This is a genomic window from Paraburkholderia sp. GAS82 (assembly GCF_050436285.1).
Classification (GTDB): domain Bacteria; phylum Pseudomonadota; class Gammaproteobacteria; order Burkholderiales; family Burkholderiaceae; genus Paraburkholderia; species Paraburkholderia phenazinium_B.
On record NZ_JBNDLX010000002.1, the window covers coordinates 279490 to 294003 of the forward strand.

Consider the following 14514-nt stretch of genomic DNA (forward strand, 5'->3'; position numbering starts at 1 on the left):
GCTGTCCAGAGTTGTATCCCTCCCCGCTGCAAACGTTTTCGACCTCAAGAAATCACCTGATCTGCCGTAAAAAGAGCAAGGGCGCACTTTGTATCGGCGCACGGCTGCGCTCTATTCCTCTCATCTTCTTACCCGCAGAAACCCATGGAACTACTCTCTTTGCGTCGCGCCAGCGTCGGGGCCAGGCTCGCCATGCTTTCGTGCACGCTGGTCGCGCTGATCTTTGCCGCGTTCACGTGGGCGCTGACCCGCTCGGCCGGCGAACAGGTGAGCGAGCAGGTGCTGGCCCGTATTGCCGAGAAAGACCGCTCGATCGCCGCAATGATCGCCCTGTTCAACCAGGGTCTGTCAGCCGAAGTTGGCCGTTCGATGACACTATTCGCCAGTCTGCTGCCGGCCACGTACACGCTCGACGAATCGCAGAAAGTCGACATCAACGGCGTCGCGACACCCACCATTAAAGCCGGCGACAAAGTCCTCAATATGGACTTCGCGATCCCCGACCAATTCCTGCAAAGCAGCGGCGCCATCGCCACCGTATTCGCGCGCACCGGCGACGACTTCGTGCGCGTCACCACGTCGCTGAAGAAGCAGGACGGCAGCCGGGCCATCGGCACGCTGCTCGACCGTAAAGGCCCGGCCTACGGTCTGATCGTTGCAGGCAGAACCTTTACCGGTCTCGCCACGCTGTTCGGCAAGCGTTACATCACGCAGTACCGGCCCATCACGGACGCCAGCGGCAAGGTGATTGGCGCGTTCTTCGTCGGCGTAGACGTGGGCGCGCAGATCCAGTCGGTTCAAGACGGCATCCGTCAGCTCAAGATCGGCGACAGCGGCTATTACTTCGTGCTCGACGCGTCGAACGGTGCGGACCGCGGCAAGTTACTCGTGCATCCGGCCGCCGCCGGCCAGCTCGCCGACGACACCAACGCACCGTACAAGCAGATGCTCGACATGCAGCAAGGCCAGCTCGAATACCGCTCGGCCGACGCGGCACTCGGCGAGAGCTCGGCGCAAGACAAATACGTGTCGTTTGCCACGGTGCCGGAATGGCACTGGCTGGTGGGTGGGATTGCACCGCGCGATGAAGTGATGGCCGAGGTCAAAGCGACCCGTAACCGCTTCCTGCTGATTGGCCTCGCGCTGGTCGTCGCGTTCGCCGTGGTTTTCCTGATCGCCGTGCGGCGTCTGGTAAGTCGTCCGATCGAGGAAGCCGCCAAGGCGTCCGAGCGTCTTGCCGCGGGCGATCTGAGCGTGCGGCTCGTGGATGGGAACAACGCCCGCGCCGATGAGATCGGGCGCTTGATGCTGGCGATAGACGGCATCGGCGAGGGCATTGCGCGCATTGTGGTCCAGGTGCGCAATGCGTCGTCCGACATGACGCAAGGCACCGCGAAGATCGCCACCGACAGCGGCGATATCGCCTCGCGCATCGCCGTGCAGGCGAGCAGCCTCGAAGAAACTGCCGCGAGCATGGAACAGATGACGTCGAACGTCCAGCAGAACGCGGACCACGCCGCACAGGCCAATACACTCGTGACGAGCGCCTCTGAAGCAGCACTGGAAGGCGGCCGCGCAGTGGAACGCGTCGTCTCGACGATGGGCGACATCACGCGCTCTTCGCAGAAAATATCCGACATCACCAGCGTGATCGAGAGCATTGCGTTTCAGACCAATATCCTCGCGCTGAATGCAGCAGTCGAGGCCGCGCGCGCTGGTGAACACGGCCGGGGATTCGCAGTGGTCGCATCCGAAGTGCGTGCACTTGCTCAACGCAGCGCCGCTGCCGTGAAGGAAATCGAAGCGCTGATCGGCGAATCGACCGCGCGGGTCCAGAGTGGCTTCAAGATCGCCGAGGAGGCGAGCGCGACGATGCACGGCATCGTTGAACGGGTCGGCCAGGTGCGCGCGATCATGGGTGAAATTAGCGTCGCGTCGCGCGAACAGTCGGGCGGCATCGAACAGGTGAATATCGCCGTTACGCAGATCGGCGAAGCGACCCAACAGAACGCCGCGATTGTTGGCAACGCAGAACAGGCCGCCGCAGAACTACGCGATCAAGCCGCACGGCTCGCGCAGGTGGTGAGCGTGTTCAAGCTGGACGCAGGGCGTCGGGATTGATCCGGAGCCGTGCCGTCCGACGTGCGCTGGGCCTGAAGCGAAACGCGAAGTTGTGAGGGTGCTTAGAATTCGACGTCCAGCTCATCGATCTCGTCGATTTCCTGCTGCGCGTCGGCGATCCATTGCTGCATCTCCGGCAGCGCGAGGATGCGCTGTCCGTATTCGACGATATCCGGGTCAAGCTTGACGTCATAGGTGACAAAGCGGGTCACCACAGGCGCATACATCGCATCGGCGACACTACGTTCTCCAAACAGATAAGGGCCGCCGTATTGCTCGAGACACTCGCGCCAGATTGCGACGATCCGGTCGATGTCGGACTGCGCGCGTGCCCACACCTTGAAACCTGGAAAGTGCGCCTTGAGGTTCATGGGCAGTGCCGAGCGCAACGAACCAAACCCCGAATGCATCTCGCCGCTGATCGCCCGGCAGTGTGCCCGGGCGCGCCGGTCGTCCGGCAACAGCTTCGCATCGGGCTGCACCTCGTTGAGATACTCGGCTATCGCCAATGTGTCCCACACCTTGATACCGTCGTGAAACAGACAAGGCACGAGAATCGATGGCGAAAGCAGGAGCAGTTCGGCGCGCGCACTGGGGTCATCCACCGGCATCACGATCTCTTCGAAAGGCAATCCGCTGAACTTCGTCAGCAGCCAGCCCCGCAGGGACCATGACGAATAGTTCTTGCTGCTGATGGTGAGCGTCGTATTCGCCATACCAATCTCCTCCTAAGCGGGAGCCCTGTCTGTGCTGCCCATGGTGTCGGGTCGCCCTATGCACGCTGTGGTGCGTGCACGCACCAAACCGCGGCAAAACCAGCACCCTGCTCGCAATGGTGCAAATGCTATGCCAGCGTGGGCGGGTGCCCGGCACTGCCTGGCGCATTGGCACACGTATTGCCTCTATTCGGGCTCCTTCCTTTTGGGCATTCGTGCGAAGGCTATGAACCTGTTCGCATATCCCGCTTACCAGGCGTTTGCCGACCTGATGCTTCCGGCTCGGCACGGCGCGGCGCTTATCAATCATTCGTTGAACGCATGGCCGGCGTTCAGCGAGACGCCACACGGCCGTTCGCTACGTGCGTCTTGCGACCTGATCACGCTGGCCGGTCTGACGCACTCGAGACCACCGTTCGAGCTGGACACCATCGAGGTGGACGGCAAGCCGGTCAAGCTCGTCGAAGAGGTCGCAGCGCGCACGCCGTTCTGTTCGTTGCTGCATTTCCGCAAGGAAAAGGCCCCCACCCCCGCTCAGCCGCGCGTGCTGGTGATTGCGCCGATGTCCGGCCACTTCGCGACCCTGTTGCGGGGCACCGTCAAGACGATGCTCGCCGAGCACGACGTCTACATCACCGACTGGCACAACCCGCGCGACGTCCCGTTGTCGCAGGGACGCTTTGGCTTTGAGGAATTCGTCCAGCACATTATCGACTTCGTTGAAGCAATTGGTCCCGGTACCCATCTGCTGGCGGTTTGCCAGCCTACGGTTGCCGCCCTCGCGGCGGTGTCGCTGATGGCCGCGGACGACCATCCCGCGCAGCCCGCGAGCATGACGCTTATGGCTGGACCGCTCGATACACGCATCAATCCGACCAAGGTCAACGCGCTCGCCAAGAGCAAGCCGATTGAATGGTTCGAACGCAATCTGATCAGCGCGGTGCCGTTCGGTTTTGCCGGCGCACACCGCCGCGTGTATCCCGGCTTCGTGCAGCTCAACGCGTTCATGGCGATGAATCTTGGCCGTCACCTCGATTCGTTCGAGACGATGTATTACGAGCGCGCCAAAGGCGATCCGGCCAAGGCGGACACCATCCGGATCTTCTACGAGGAGTACTTCGCAACAATGGATCTGACGGCGGATTTCTATCTGGAAACCGTCGAGACCGTATTTCAACGCCATGCGTTGCCGCTGCATGAACTGGAGGTGGGCGGACGCCTGATCGAACCGTCGAAGATTCGCCGCACGGCCTTGTTAACCGTCGAGGGTGAGAAGGACGATATCTGCGCGGTCGGCCAGACGCTCGCGGCGCAAGATATGTGCGACAAGCTTCGGCCCTATCTGAAAACCCATCATGTGCAGACGGGCGTCGGCCATTACGGGGTGTTCAACGGCCATCGTTGGGAGCGGCATATCTATCCACGTGTGCGGGCAGTGATCTACGACAATGAGCCGCGTGCGGCCGCGGTCAGCTCACGTGCACAGGCGATCCGGCCGGTGCCTGTGGCAGCGGCGCCGATTGCCGCGCCAGCCGCATCTGCTGTAACGGCGGCGGCTACGGACGCGTCATCTTCGGGTAAAGCGTCGCTGGCATCGCCACGAAGCAACGTCGCTTGAGTTGAACCGGTAGGAGCCGCTTCGTTGCCTGCGCCCTACCGGCGGCCTGATACGATTTCTGCCTCGTTCAAGCCGTTACGCCTTTCCACGGCGTGACGGCCGGGACGTCGCACGGCCCCTCCACGTCGATCGATTTGAAATCCGCAGGCGAAACAATTTCGATGTACTCCATATCTTCGGAGTAGTCGAACAGGTAGTGAACGATGCCGGGCGCCTGATGGACGCAATCGCCGGCGGCGACAAGCGTCTCCTTCTCGCCATACATGAAGCGCGCCCAGCCCTTCAGCATGATCACAATGTGGAAATCGGCCTCATGACGGTGCCAGCCGGTGCCTTGCTCTGGTGCATGGTTCGCCTTCACGAGCTGCGCCAGAACCTTGCCTCCCGTCGCTTGCGCGATACCGAGATCGCGATAGAGAAAGAAGTCGCGCAGCCCCTGGTCCTCATACGAAGTGTCTTGCGGACGGACATGCGAAAACTGCGTGGCGAATTCGGTAGACATGATCGCGCTCCAGGAAGATGAACGGGCAAGGAAAACGGCACGGTGAGCGCCGTTTTCAAGCATCAAGCGTTCCAGCTTCGCTGGTGGCTATTGTCAAACCGGCGAACCACAATGGTTCACGCAGTCGGGCGGATCATCTGAAACATCTCGCCGATCTGCGCATAGTCGGCGCGATAGCCCGCGCGCATGATCGGCTGGGCCGCGTGCGTGTCGAAAAGACCGTCCTTGAGATAGGCATTCTGGATATGGACGCCGACCACCTGGCCGAGAGCGAGGTAGTTATCCATCGGTGTTCCGTCGAGGGAATTCAGGCGCACGATCTGTAGCAGCTTGCATTCGAGCGCTGCGGGCGATTCGCCGACGTGCGGCACCGAAACGCTGCGGCCCGGCACCGGCGTGAGTCCGGCGAGCTGGAATTCGTTGACCTCGGGGGCAACCGGTGCGGAGCTGCGGTTCATCTGCTCGGCGAGCGGCCTGGTGGCGAGATTCCAGACGAATTCGCCGGTTTCCTCGATATTGCCGATGCTGTCTTTGCGGCCTTCACTGCAGAAACCGATGATGGCCGGGAAGGTCGCGAAGGCGCCAAAGAAGCTGTACGGCGCCAGGTTGAGGTGGCCGGCAGCACTGCGGGTCGAGATCCAGCCGATCAGGCGCGGAGCAACGATCGCCTTGAACGGATCGTGCTTGAGACCGTGGCCTGTGGCCGGGTCGTAGAAGTAGGTGTCGTTCATGTTGGAGGGGGCGGTTGTCTGGAAATTTTGGGTTAATTGCATGGCTGAGGCCGGTTTCGTGTCTGGCGGCCTGGTCTGTGGAGTGGTGTCGCAAACGCTTCGGGCTTCACGGCATCGACCATCCGGATCACGGCGGATCAACCGCGGCTAATCACTTTTTTGCGTCCTTCCTTCACCTGCGCCAGATGCGCATCGTCCCAATCATAAAAGCCGGCGCCGCTGCGAACGCCTACGCGCCCCACACCGACCTGCTTGCGTAAAAGATCGAGTACGTCTTCATCTTTTGCGAGTTCAGGCATCAGGTGGGAAGCGATATCTAGGAAGGTGTCGAGGCCGCCGAGGTCGGCGCCCTCGAGCGGTCCCACGACACCCCAGCGGCGTCCAAGCGAAGCCTTCACCACACGATCCACCACCTCCGGCGTCGCAGCGCCCGAGCGCACGATGTTGAGCGCCTCACGGAGCACGGCAAACTGCAGGCGGTTTCCGACAAAGCCCGGTATCGCCTTCGTCAGCACGACCGGTTCCATGCCGATGCTGCTCATCAAGGCGACCGTCTGCTGGGTAACGTGCGGGTCAGTGAGCGTGCCGGGCACCACCTCGACGAGCGGAATCATATGCGGGGGATTCCAGAAATGCGCGATCAGGAAGCGCTCTTTGTGACGCAATGGAGCGGCGAGCTGATCGGGAGTAAAGCCGCTGGTATTGCTGGCGAGAATGGCGTCGTCAGCAAGCAGTTGAGCGAGCGACGCGTAAACGCGATGCTTCAGTTCCAGTACCTCGGGGATCGCTTCGATGACGAATTGCGCGGCTGCCATCGTTTCGAGCGTAGTGTGCGTTTCGATGCGCGCGAGGGCCGCGCGCTTGGCTGCTGCATCAATGCGGCCAGCGTCGATCAGTTCGTCGAGCACCGCTTCCGCTTTGGGCGCGACGCTGGCGAGACGCGCCGCGTCGACGTCATGCACAATCGTCCGATATCCATGCAACGCGCTCTGCGTCGCAATACCCACGCCCATCAGGCCGGTGCCTACTACACCTACTACTGCGTTATCCAAGCTGCTCTCCCGCTGGGGCGTCGATGAAAGCGTTTAAGGATAGCGCAGAGGCGGGATTTGCGACGGACGGGCTGACATCAACCTCGCTCGCTGCCTTGTGATGGCTGTCGCATCATGGCGGCGGCTCTGGCTAGATGAGTCCAGGCGAAAGCGCCAAGAAAAGCAGAGAACACGTAGCGGAAATAAAAAACCGCCCGAAGGCGGCCTAATCACTTAGGGAAGTCACAGTGCTTCGAGCAGTCTCAGTGTCTCTGGATGTTTCTCGACCAGCTTGATCAAAACGGCCGCTTGCGCATTGGGCTTTGCCTTTCCTTGCTCCCAATTCTGATACGTACGCTGATTGACGCGCAAACGTCGAGCCATCACCGCCTGCGATGCGTGTAGCGCCTCTCGAACAGTTCTGATTTCCTCCGGCGAAACGTCAAGTGCGTCAGGAATCTCGACGTCTACCGTGCGCAGCGTCAGTTTGCCTTCGCGTTCGCCGGCAAGTTCGGCCATGCCTTCCTTCAATTCGGCAAACAGGTTCCGCTTCATCGTGCACTCCGTTGCGCAATTTCGACTTCGAGCATGCGCGCCAGCTCTTTGCGCTCGTCGTTCGTTAGATCGCTCATTTCGTCTTTGTCGTAGAGCGTGAACATCCAGAATTGGAAGCCACCGACCCAATAGTAGTAAATCACGCGCAGACCGCCACGCTTGCCCTTGTTTCGCCGCTTATCGGCAAAACGAAGCTTGCGCAGACCACCCGTGCCTCTAATGACATCTCCAGCGCCAGGCTCGGCAAGCAACTCTTCTTGCAAAAACCTGTATTCATCATCCGACAGATAGTCGCTACGATGCTTCCGGAATGCCACCAACTCGACAAAAACTGCTCTCATCTCGAAATATACGCTATTTGCGCATATTTTAGCAATCTGGCGACCTGGGCGGAATTGCAAAACGACAAAGCCGGCCCCTCATCATGAGAGACCGGCCTCGTCAGACCTCACATCGGCGCCAAAGGCGCCGTTACCACCGCACCATTACTGACGGTGGTCGTCGTGCCGATACGGATCCCGATCGTGCGGGTGGTGACGCATCCAGTCGTCGTGCGCCCAGTAACGATGGCCGTCCCAATAACGGTCGCCGTGCCAGCCGATATCGATCTGCACGCCCACCGGGATCATTCGCGGTTGGTCATAAGTCGCAACCGGGCCCGGCGCCGAAATCACGACGCGGTCTGCCTGTGCGAAAGCGCTGCCTGCAGTGAGCAATGCGCCGCCAGCTACCAGAGCGGCGAGGATGGTACGCGATGTCTTGTTCAACGTTTTCATAGTGAGACCTCCGATTCAAGGTTTGCTCAGGTGCAGGCTGGCTGATCGCCACGACGCCCGGTGCCCTGCGCTTGAAAACAACTTTAACGGGGCCAAACGATTAAAGACGTGAGCGCTTGTAAGAAGAAGTATCAATATTCGGGGATCGATGAACGAGCCTTTCCGTCGGGAAAGTGCAAGCTTTTTCGCACGTTGGCGAGCCCCTCTACGCCGATCCAGCGCGCTATGGCAGTCAGTCATCGTTACATTCATTTCGGCGTTGAAATATTCAGCAATGCATTCGAAAGCCCTGTTTTTTCTTCTGACAGCTAATTCAGGCCCGTAGATGCACGAATGCCAGGCCGTAAACGAACAAAAGCCACGGCAAGGCCGTGGCTCGTATGCAGCAGCGCGCGCCAAGGGCGCGCACTCGGCGCGGCTCACCGCGCCAGACCTGAGCGAATTAGTCGCTCAGCTTGATGCCGAACAGCGTGGACTGCGCACGACGCTGACGTTCAGCTTCACGGCTACGCGCTTCGTACGAGTAATCCGAATCCATCGGCAGATGGGGCGACGCGAAGAGGTCGCTGACCTTTTGGAACAATGCAAAGATAACGCTCATGGCGACTCCCGGTTGATTGGTTGCTAGGGTTTTCCCTTAAGAAGCATTATAGGGGTTTTCCCTAGGGAAAAGCTAGTGCGTTGCAACATTTTTTGACTGTGGTCGCTTGTCGCACCCATTCGACGGGATGTTGCGTTGCGTCATTACAACAAGAAAGCTATGCCGGGGGGCAGGCGAACAACACGCGATTCGGCCCTATCAGCTCCGCGATCATTGCAGCGTACTGGGGTGCGCCTTCCTTGTCCGCGCGGTTTTCGCCGCTGCGACACGCTTGCGCGGATTGACGACGGCTGCGTCCAACGTACCCCGCGCGGCATTTTCGGTACGAACCAGCGTGGCGCTAACGACCGATACCAGCAGCGCCGGCAACGTCTTTGCGGGGTCGATCGGGGAATTCGCGGCGGTGCCGCTCGCCAGAAACTCGACATTCAATGCCCAGTGACCCTCGTGGATGCCTTGGGCGCGCAGCAGCGCCTGAATCAGTTCGTCGATTGAAAATTTGTGTTCGCTGGTCGCCATCTTGCGCTCGTCAGAAAGCCGGCCGGGGGTCCGGCCATCGTTTGTGCTTTGACAATGCAAGTTTAAATCCCGCGATTCGCCTCAGGGGGCGTGCTGGCGTCGCCTCGCCTTACCGCACCTATCATTTGCGAGCGTCGGCGCGCGGTGTCTTTGAAAGCGGCGTGGTGGCCTGGCCTTGCGAGACGACAAGAGGGGCAACAGGTTGAGCGGGCGACGGATGCCGCAAGCGGCATCGCGTCTTCCGACCCGATTCGATCAGTGGGCAGCGGGAAGCGCTTTAGGCTTGTGCGCGTGCGTGTGCGCTTTTCGCTTGCTGGCGGGTGCAGCAGCAGGCGCCGCGGTAGCAACAGCGGGAGGAGGCGTCGCAATCGGTGCCGCGGCAGTAGACGCGGCACCTGCTACCGGATTCGCCATTGCGAGGTGTGCGTCGAGCAGACTCGTCATTGCCGTCTGCTCGTTCTGCATCAACTGTTCGATACGGTGCTGCTGCGCCGTGGTTTCACGAGTCAGACGCATCAGCAGAACGGTCTGCGTGATGCCGATCGCCACAGTCATCAGCAGCGCCCCGACGACGATCGACAGCATCCATTTCATCCGGCGCGTATGGTCGGTCGCCGCGTGGCGCTGATCGGAGATCACGCCGTACAGCGCGTCGACTGTGTCGGCGAATGCCGTCGCGCGAGCCCGGTCGAGTTCCGGTGCGCTCGCCGGCGGGGTGGATAATCCCGCCGCGTCGTTGGGCAAGGGCTTGGCCTCCTCCGTCGTGGGCCCAGTCGACGCGCGATCCAATGCCTCGCCGTTCACATCCGCCGTCTCGCTGGAGGCGGTTGCTGGCTTCGCAAAGCTTGCAGCAATGCGCTGAGACGGCAAAGCCGCCGGCTTAGAGTTGTCGGCCGTGGAGGTCGGCGTAGTCGGTGGGCTCGGCGTAGTCGTGGCGATCGACGTAGCCGGCACAGTCGGGCTGAACGATGAATCGCCGCTCGGACGCCGTGCGGTCACGCTGCGCACCAGGCTCGCCGCCGCCATCGACGGTGAGACGAGCGTCGAGCTAACAGCCGGCGAGGTCTGCTGCGAATCGCCCACCCGTGCCGCCTGCCCATCCGCCACGTCTACCACTTCAGGCACCACCCCGCCAGCGCCCGCAGCATCGGAAGATAAATCCTTAGGCGCACTCACTTTCTGCGTCGGCTCGATACGTTCAAACCCGGCCAACGGCACCGCCGCATAAGCCGCTTCGGTCCTCTCACGCGGCGCACGGCGGGCCGCCCGCGCTTCGGACGAAGTGCTCGCCGCGCCCTCCAGACTGGTCGCCGCACCAACCGCAGCCAGTACAACGTCCGGCAATTCAAAGCCATGCAGCGTGCCTTGCCGGATGTCGATATTCATCGCCTCCAGCGTCGCGCGGGTGGGATCGTCGGGGAACATGTCGAGCGTGCTGTCGTCGCGCGACGCGTCGCTCAGTTGGGCTAAGCGCTGCGCCGAGCGGGCAGCGCGTGCCAGTTTATTTTCGGTCTCGGTGGAGACGGTATTGGCGCGCCGCTTCTTCGAGCCGGCGCGGGGTGTACGGGACTGCGTGGATGCTGCGGAATCTGCCATAGAGAAAGAAGCGGTCGTCGCCGGCCACCGGGCGCCGAATGCCGCTACAAAATGCCATCAGTTTTTTTCGAGAGCGCATTGTCTCACGGCCAACCGCGCCAGCTAAAGCCCATCGCCGATTTAAACCGTCGGATCGTCCTCGCGAAGCTCCTTGACGCAAGGCAGTTCACGCAAGCGATCGCGAATCGCAGCATATTCGGTTGAGGAGACCCGGTGCAGCGTGATCATCACCACATCGAACTCGGGCGCATCGTCGCTCTGTTGCATCACGAACTGTTTGACACGCGGGCTCGCCGCACCGAGCGCATCGTGCAGCGAGTGAAACGTGAGCGCACCGCGCTCGACCAGCAACGTCAGCTGACGCCGCTGCTTGACTGTGATGAAACGCCGCTCGAGCGGTTTGATTCCCGCCAGGATGATCAGGATGATGATGGTCGCCGCGATCGACGCCGTGTACATACCACCGCCCACCGCCAGCCCGATCGCCGCCACCGACCACAGGCTCGCCGCAGTCGTCAGTCCGCGCACGATCTCGCCGCGCATCAGGATCGAGCCGGCTCCCAGAAAGCCGATACCGGAGACCACCTGGGCAGCCATCCGCGAGGGATCCAGTACGACGTTCTGGGCGCCGAGCACATCGGCAAAACCGAACGCGGAGACAATCATGATGAGCGCCGAGCCGACGCACACCAGCATGTGCGTGCGCAAGCCCGCGGCCCACGACAGCCGCTCACGCTCGATACCGATGACGCTGCCAAGCGCCGCGGCCAACACCAGCCGCGAGACCAGTTCGACATTGCCCAGCATGGTTGTTCCTCCTTATCTGAAATTATTGGAACCGCATTTGAGAGGGTCGCAAACGTGCCCTCGCTGGCGGTTTGCTTTATGCTTGGACCCGCGCTGCCTTGCCGGACCCAGCGCCCGCAACCTTGTACGGCTCTACCCCAAGCAGATTCATAGCATGAACACACCCGCCTCCGCGATCACCCTTGCCGCCGCCCTGCGCGATCATTTTGCACGCGTCGTTCTGCCCATCTGGCGCGGGCCGGGCTTCAACACCGCATTGAAACTGCCGTACGAGGCAGTCAGTGCCGAAAGCCACCGCCCCCTGCCGGCCGAACGCTACCGCGCGATGGCTTGCGCACGGCAATTGTTCGTTTTCTCCCAGGCAGGTGATACGGCCCACGCCGAAGGCTTGTTCGATGCGCTCGTGCACCACTTTCAAGACAAGCAGCGGGGCGGATGGTTCTATAGCGTCGATTCAGAAGGTACGCCGCTCGATACGACCAAGGACCTCTATACGCACGCTTTCCTGGTCTTCGCGTGTGCCGAATACGGCGCGCGTTCGGGCAATCGGGATGCGCTGGACCTGGTGCACAGTACGTCGGCGCTGATCGAAGACCGCTTCGCGGCGCAGGATGGTCTGCTCAACGCCGCGTTGGACGCAACGTTTTCGACGGTAACCGGCACGCCTGTGCAAAACCCCTTGATGCACCTCACGGAAGCGTGGCTCGCCGCACGCGCAGCGACCGGCGATAGCGCATTCGATACAGCGCTGCGCAAACTGGCAGGCGCGATCGAACACACTTTCGTGCATGCGCCGACGGGCTCCATCGCGGAGCTGCCGTTAGGGGCGGATGACAATCGTCTGGAGCCGGGGCACCAGTTCGAATGGTTCTGGTTGGTCAAGCAGGCAGGTGCATTGCTGGAAGGATCGCGGCTCGACGAGGCACTCACTCGCGCCTTTGATTTTGCGCAGCGGCATGGCGTCGATCCGGTGACAGGCGGCGTCGCTGCATCGCTCGACGAAGCTGGTCGCGTCAAGGACGCGACACAGCGGATCTGGGCACAGAGCGAATATCTGCGCGCTCTAGCTACACGCAATGACGACGCGGCGCGCGCCGTCTTGCCGGGGCAAATCGAGCATTTCCAGCAACGCTTTCTGCACCCGCAAGGATGGTACGAGTGCAAAACGGCTACAGGCGAGGTTTCGCGCGCCGACATGCCGTCGACGACGCCATATCATCTCGCCACCGCGTATGCAGCGCTGCCGGCCTGACGCGGCGAGATCTGGATAAACCGAAGAAAAGCCTGCTTAAACCGCTGCACCGAACGAAAACTCCCGCTCGTGCTCGCCGCGCAACTCGTCGAACTGCTGCATCCTTAGGACGACATCGGAAATCTCGAACACCGAGACGGCCGCCTTTAGTTGCTGCGTCTGCTGATGCAACGAGGCCGCGGCCGCAGCAGCTTCTTCGACCAGCGCCGCGTTCTGCTGCGTCATCTCGTCCATCTGCACCACGGCCTGGTTGACCTGCTCGATGCCAGTGCTCTGCTCGAGCGACGATGCGCTGATCTCCGCCATCATTTGCGTGACACGCGAGATCGACTCCGAGACATTGCGCATCGCGCCGCCCGCGTGCTCGACGAGCGTCGAGCCACCCTTGATCTCCGTGACCGACTCGCTGATCAGCGTCTTGATCTCCTTGGCCGATTGCGCACTGCGCTGAGCAAGCCCGCGTACTTCGCCGGCCACCACCGCAAAGCCACGTCCTTGCTCGCCTGCCCGTGCCGCTTCGACCGCCGCGTTCAACGCGAGGATGTTGGTCTGGAACGCGATGCCGTCGATCACCGAAATGATTTCCGCGATCTTGTCCGAGCTCTGCGCGATCCCCCGCATCTTGTCGACCACCTGATTCACGACCTCGCTGCCGCGCGAAGTGGCATCCAATGCGGTCTGCGCGAGCGCGTTCGCTTCGCGCGCATGATCGGCGTTCTGCCGCACGGTCGCAGTCAACTCTTCCATGCTCGAGGCGGTTTCCTCCAGCGAGGCAGCCTGACTCTCGGTACGCGCCGACAAATCCGCGTTGCCCGTGGCAATTTCGTTAGCGCCCAGGTAAATCGAGTCAGCCGATTCACGCACCGTCTTCACTGTGCGCGCGACGCTTGCCTGCATTCTCGCCAGCCCCGAAAACAGACGGCCGATTTCGTTGGTGCCCCGCGCGGTAATCGCCTGATCGAGCTTGCCTTGCGCAATCCGGTCAAAATGGCGGCCCGCCTCTTCGAGCGGCGCAACCACGCCGCGCCGCAGCGCCAGGTAGACTGCCACCGTGCCCGCCAGCAGCAACAGCAGGATCGCCGCGCCAACACTGCGGAACAACGCAAGCCGGCTGTCGATCGACTCGAGAGAAGCCCGGTTCGCGGCGTCCGCGAACTCTACGAAGGTATGCAGTTCGCCGAGATAGGCGTCCTGGAAAGACTGAGTGGGCTGATCGAGGAAGGCCTGGATGTTGCCCGAGTCGAGATCCTGCGTCAGTTCGACCAGCGCCGAGTGATATTTCTGATAACGGTCAGTGAGCGCTGCGGCGCGAGCGCTGTTTTCGTCGCTCGTCTTGGTGGCGTTGGTAAACGAGGTGAACGACTGATCCGCCGCCACCAGTTGGTCGCGAGCGTGCTGCACGATGTCGGCCGGTTCGGCGCTGCCCTTCACCATCCGCGTGCTGGCGCGCGACAGGTTGATGCGCGCGTCCATCAGCGCCTGGGTAGTGCGATTCACCGCATCGACCTGATTCAACGCGACATTCGACAGTTCGCCAACGTCGTCATGGGTACGCGTCAACGACCAGAACCCCAAACCTTCCGTCACCAGTTGCAGCAGGCAAAAAGCGGCCAAAACACACAGCAGGCCGGATGCGACCTTGATCTTGCTAAACATCGTGAACACCTGAATTGCATTGAATGACGGGAG

15 protein-coding genes are annotated in these 14514 nt (G+C 61.5%); 3 read left to right on the forward strand and 12 right to left on the reverse strand.

Annotation, left to right across the window (positions count from 1 at the left end; translation table 11 throughout):
* Positions 1-144: 144 nt before the first annotated feature.
* Entirely contained in the window at positions 145-2121 is a 1977-nt protein-coding gene (locus P3T17_RS07570) for a methyl-accepting chemotaxis protein (protein ID WP_429405805.1), read from the forward strand.
* A 62-nt stretch (positions 2122-2183) separates the two neighbouring features.
* On the opposite strand, the gene P3T17_RS07575 is transcribed toward P3T17_RS07570, so the two are convergent.
* A complete protein-coding gene (locus P3T17_RS07575) occupies positions 2184-2837 on the reverse strand; it encodes a glutathione S-transferase family protein (RefSeq protein ID WP_074266649.1) in 654 nt (217 codons plus the stop codon).
* A 226-nt stretch (positions 2838-3063) separates the two neighbouring features.
* Between P3T17_RS07575 and P3T17_RS07580 the strand changes: the two genes are divergently transcribed.
* Positions 3064-4455, forward strand: coding sequence for a polyhydroxyalkanoate depolymerase (locus P3T17_RS07580; protein ID WP_429405806.1), 1392 nt, complete (start codon positions 3064-3066; stop codon positions 4453-4455).
* 67 nt (positions 4456-4522) lie between these two features.
* Here the strand turns inward: P3T17_RS07580 and P3T17_RS07585 are convergent, their stop codons facing one another.
* The 10 genes from P3T17_RS07585 to P3T17_RS07630 all read right to left on the reverse strand — a co-directional run bounded on the left by P3T17_RS07585 (position 4523) and on the right by P3T17_RS07630 (position 11573).
* Positions 4523-4957, reverse strand: a complete 435-nt coding sequence (locus P3T17_RS07585; RefSeq protein ID WP_074266651.1) for a cupin domain-containing protein — start codon at positions 4955-4957, stop codon at positions 4523-4525.
* A 116-nt stretch (positions 4958-5073) separates the two neighbouring features.
* Entirely contained in the window at positions 5074-5688 is a 615-nt protein-coding gene (locus tag P3T17_RS07590; RefSeq protein ID WP_429406456.1) for a flavin reductase family protein, read from the reverse strand.
* 137 nt (positions 5689-5825) lie between these two features.
* On the reverse strand, positions 5826-6701 hold the full coding sequence (locus P3T17_RS07595; protein WP_429406458.1) for a 3-hydroxyacyl-CoA dehydrogenase family protein: 876 nt from the start codon (positions 6699-6701) through the stop codon (positions 5826-5828).
* Between the two features lie 261 nt (positions 6702-6962).
* Positions 6963-7274 carry a helix-turn-helix domain-containing protein gene (locus tag P3T17_RS07600; RefSeq protein ID WP_429405808.1) on the reverse strand — a complete coding sequence of 104 codons (312 nt, stop codon included), beginning with the start codon at positions 7272-7274 and terminating at the stop codon, positions 6963-6965.
* A complete protein-coding gene (locus P3T17_RS07605; RefSeq protein WP_074266655.1) occupies positions 7271-7615 on the reverse strand; it encodes a toxin in 345 nt (114 codons plus the stop codon). Before P3T17_RS07605 ends, P3T17_RS07600 begins: the two co-directional genes overlap by 4 nt.
* A 144-nt stretch (positions 7616-7759) precedes the next feature.
* Positions 7760-8050 carry a hypothetical protein gene (locus tag P3T17_RS07610; protein WP_074266656.1) on the reverse strand — a complete coding sequence of 97 codons (291 nt, stop codon included), beginning with the start codon at positions 8048-8050 and terminating at the stop codon, positions 7760-7762.
* A 442-nt stretch (positions 8051-8492) separates the two neighbouring features.
* Entirely contained in the window at positions 8493-8651 is a 159-nt protein-coding gene (locus P3T17_RS07615) for a hypothetical protein (protein ID WP_167379418.1), read from the reverse strand.
* Positions 8652-8861: 210 nt separating this feature from the next.
* Entirely contained in the window at positions 8862-9170 is a 309-nt protein-coding gene (locus P3T17_RS07620; RefSeq protein ID WP_429405810.1) for a hypothetical protein, read from the reverse strand.
* 255 nt (positions 9171-9425) lie between these two features.
* On the reverse strand, positions 9426-10766 hold the full coding sequence (locus tag P3T17_RS07625) for a hypothetical protein (RefSeq protein ID WP_429405812.1): 1341 nt from the start codon (positions 10764-10766) through the stop codon (positions 9426-9428).
* Between the two features lie 120 nt (positions 10767-10886).
* Positions 10887-11573: an MgtC/SapB family protein gene (locus P3T17_RS07630; protein WP_074266659.1), complete on the reverse strand. Its 687-nt coding sequence runs from the start codon at positions 11571-11573 to the stop codon at positions 10887-10889.
* 154 nt (positions 11574-11727) lie between these two features.
* Between P3T17_RS07630 and P3T17_RS07635 the strand changes: the two genes are divergently transcribed.
* Positions 11728-12825 (forward strand): AGE family epimerase/isomerase, encoded by a 1098-nt coding sequence (locus P3T17_RS07635; RefSeq protein ID WP_429405814.1) that lies wholly within the window; start codon positions 11728-11730, stop codon positions 12823-12825.
* A gap of 36 nt (positions 12826-12861) precedes the next feature.
* On the opposite strand, the gene P3T17_RS07640 is transcribed toward P3T17_RS07635, so the two are convergent.
* On the reverse strand, positions 12862-14481 hold the full coding sequence (locus P3T17_RS07640; RefSeq protein WP_429405816.1) for a methyl-accepting chemotaxis protein: 1620 nt from the start codon (positions 14479-14481) through the stop codon (positions 12862-12864).
* Positions 14482-14514: the final 33 nt, after the last annotated feature.

Coding starts and splice junctions, on each gene's coding strand:
- P3T17_RS07620 (WP_429405810.1), bottom strand. CDS start 9,170: ATGGCGACCAGCGAACACAAATTTTCAATCGACGAACTGATTCAGGCG.
- P3T17_RS07615 (WP_167379418.1), bottom strand. CDS start 8,651: ATGAGCGTTATCTTTGCATTGTTCCAAAAGGTCAGCGACCTCTTCGCG.
- P3T17_RS07600 (WP_429405808.1), bottom strand. CDS start 7,274: ATGAAGCGGAACCTGTTTGCCGAATTGAAGGAAGGCATGGCCGAACTT.
- P3T17_RS07625 (WP_429405812.1), bottom strand. CDS start 10,766: ATGGCAGATTCCGCAGCATCCACGCAGTCCCGTACACCCCGCGCCGGC.
- P3T17_RS07590 (WP_429406456.1), bottom strand. CDS start 5,688: ATGAACGACACCTACTTCTACGACCCGGCCACAGGCCACGGTCTCAAG.
- P3T17_RS07640 (WP_429405816.1), bottom strand. CDS start 14,481: ATGTTTAGCAAGATCAAGGTCGCATCCGGCCTGCTGTGTGTTTTGGCC.
- P3T17_RS07595 (WP_429406458.1), bottom strand. CDS start 6,701: ATGGGCGTGGGTATTGCGACGCAGAGCGCGTTGCATGGATATCGGACG.
- P3T17_RS07575 (WP_074266649.1), bottom strand. CDS start 2,837: ATGGCGAATACGACGCTCACCATCAGCAGCAAGAACTATTCGTCATGG.
- P3T17_RS07630 (WP_074266659.1), bottom strand. CDS start 11,573: ATGCTGGGCAATGTCGAACTGGTCTCGCGGCTGGTGTTGGCCGCGGCG.
- P3T17_RS07585 (WP_074266651.1), bottom strand. CDS start 4,957: ATGTCTACCGAATTCGCCACGCAGTTTTCGCATGTCCGTCCGCAAGAC.
- P3T17_RS07635 (WP_429405814.1), top strand. CDS start 11,728: ATGAACACACCCGCCTCCGCGATCACCCTTGCCGCCGCCCTGCGCGAT.
- P3T17_RS07610 (WP_074266656.1), bottom strand. CDS start 8,050: ATGAAAACGTTGAACAAGACATCGCGTACCATCCTCGCCGCTCTGGTA.
- P3T17_RS07580 (WP_429405806.1), top strand. CDS start 3,064: ATGAACCTGTTCGCATATCCCGCTTACCAGGCGTTTGCCGACCTGATG.
- P3T17_RS07570 (WP_429405805.1), top strand. CDS start 145: ATGGAACTACTCTCTTTGCGTCGCGCCAGCGTCGGGGCCAGGCTCGCC.
- P3T17_RS07605 (WP_074266655.1), bottom strand. CDS start 7,615: ATGAGAGCAGTTTTTGTCGAGTTGGTGGCATTCCGGAAGCATCGTAGC.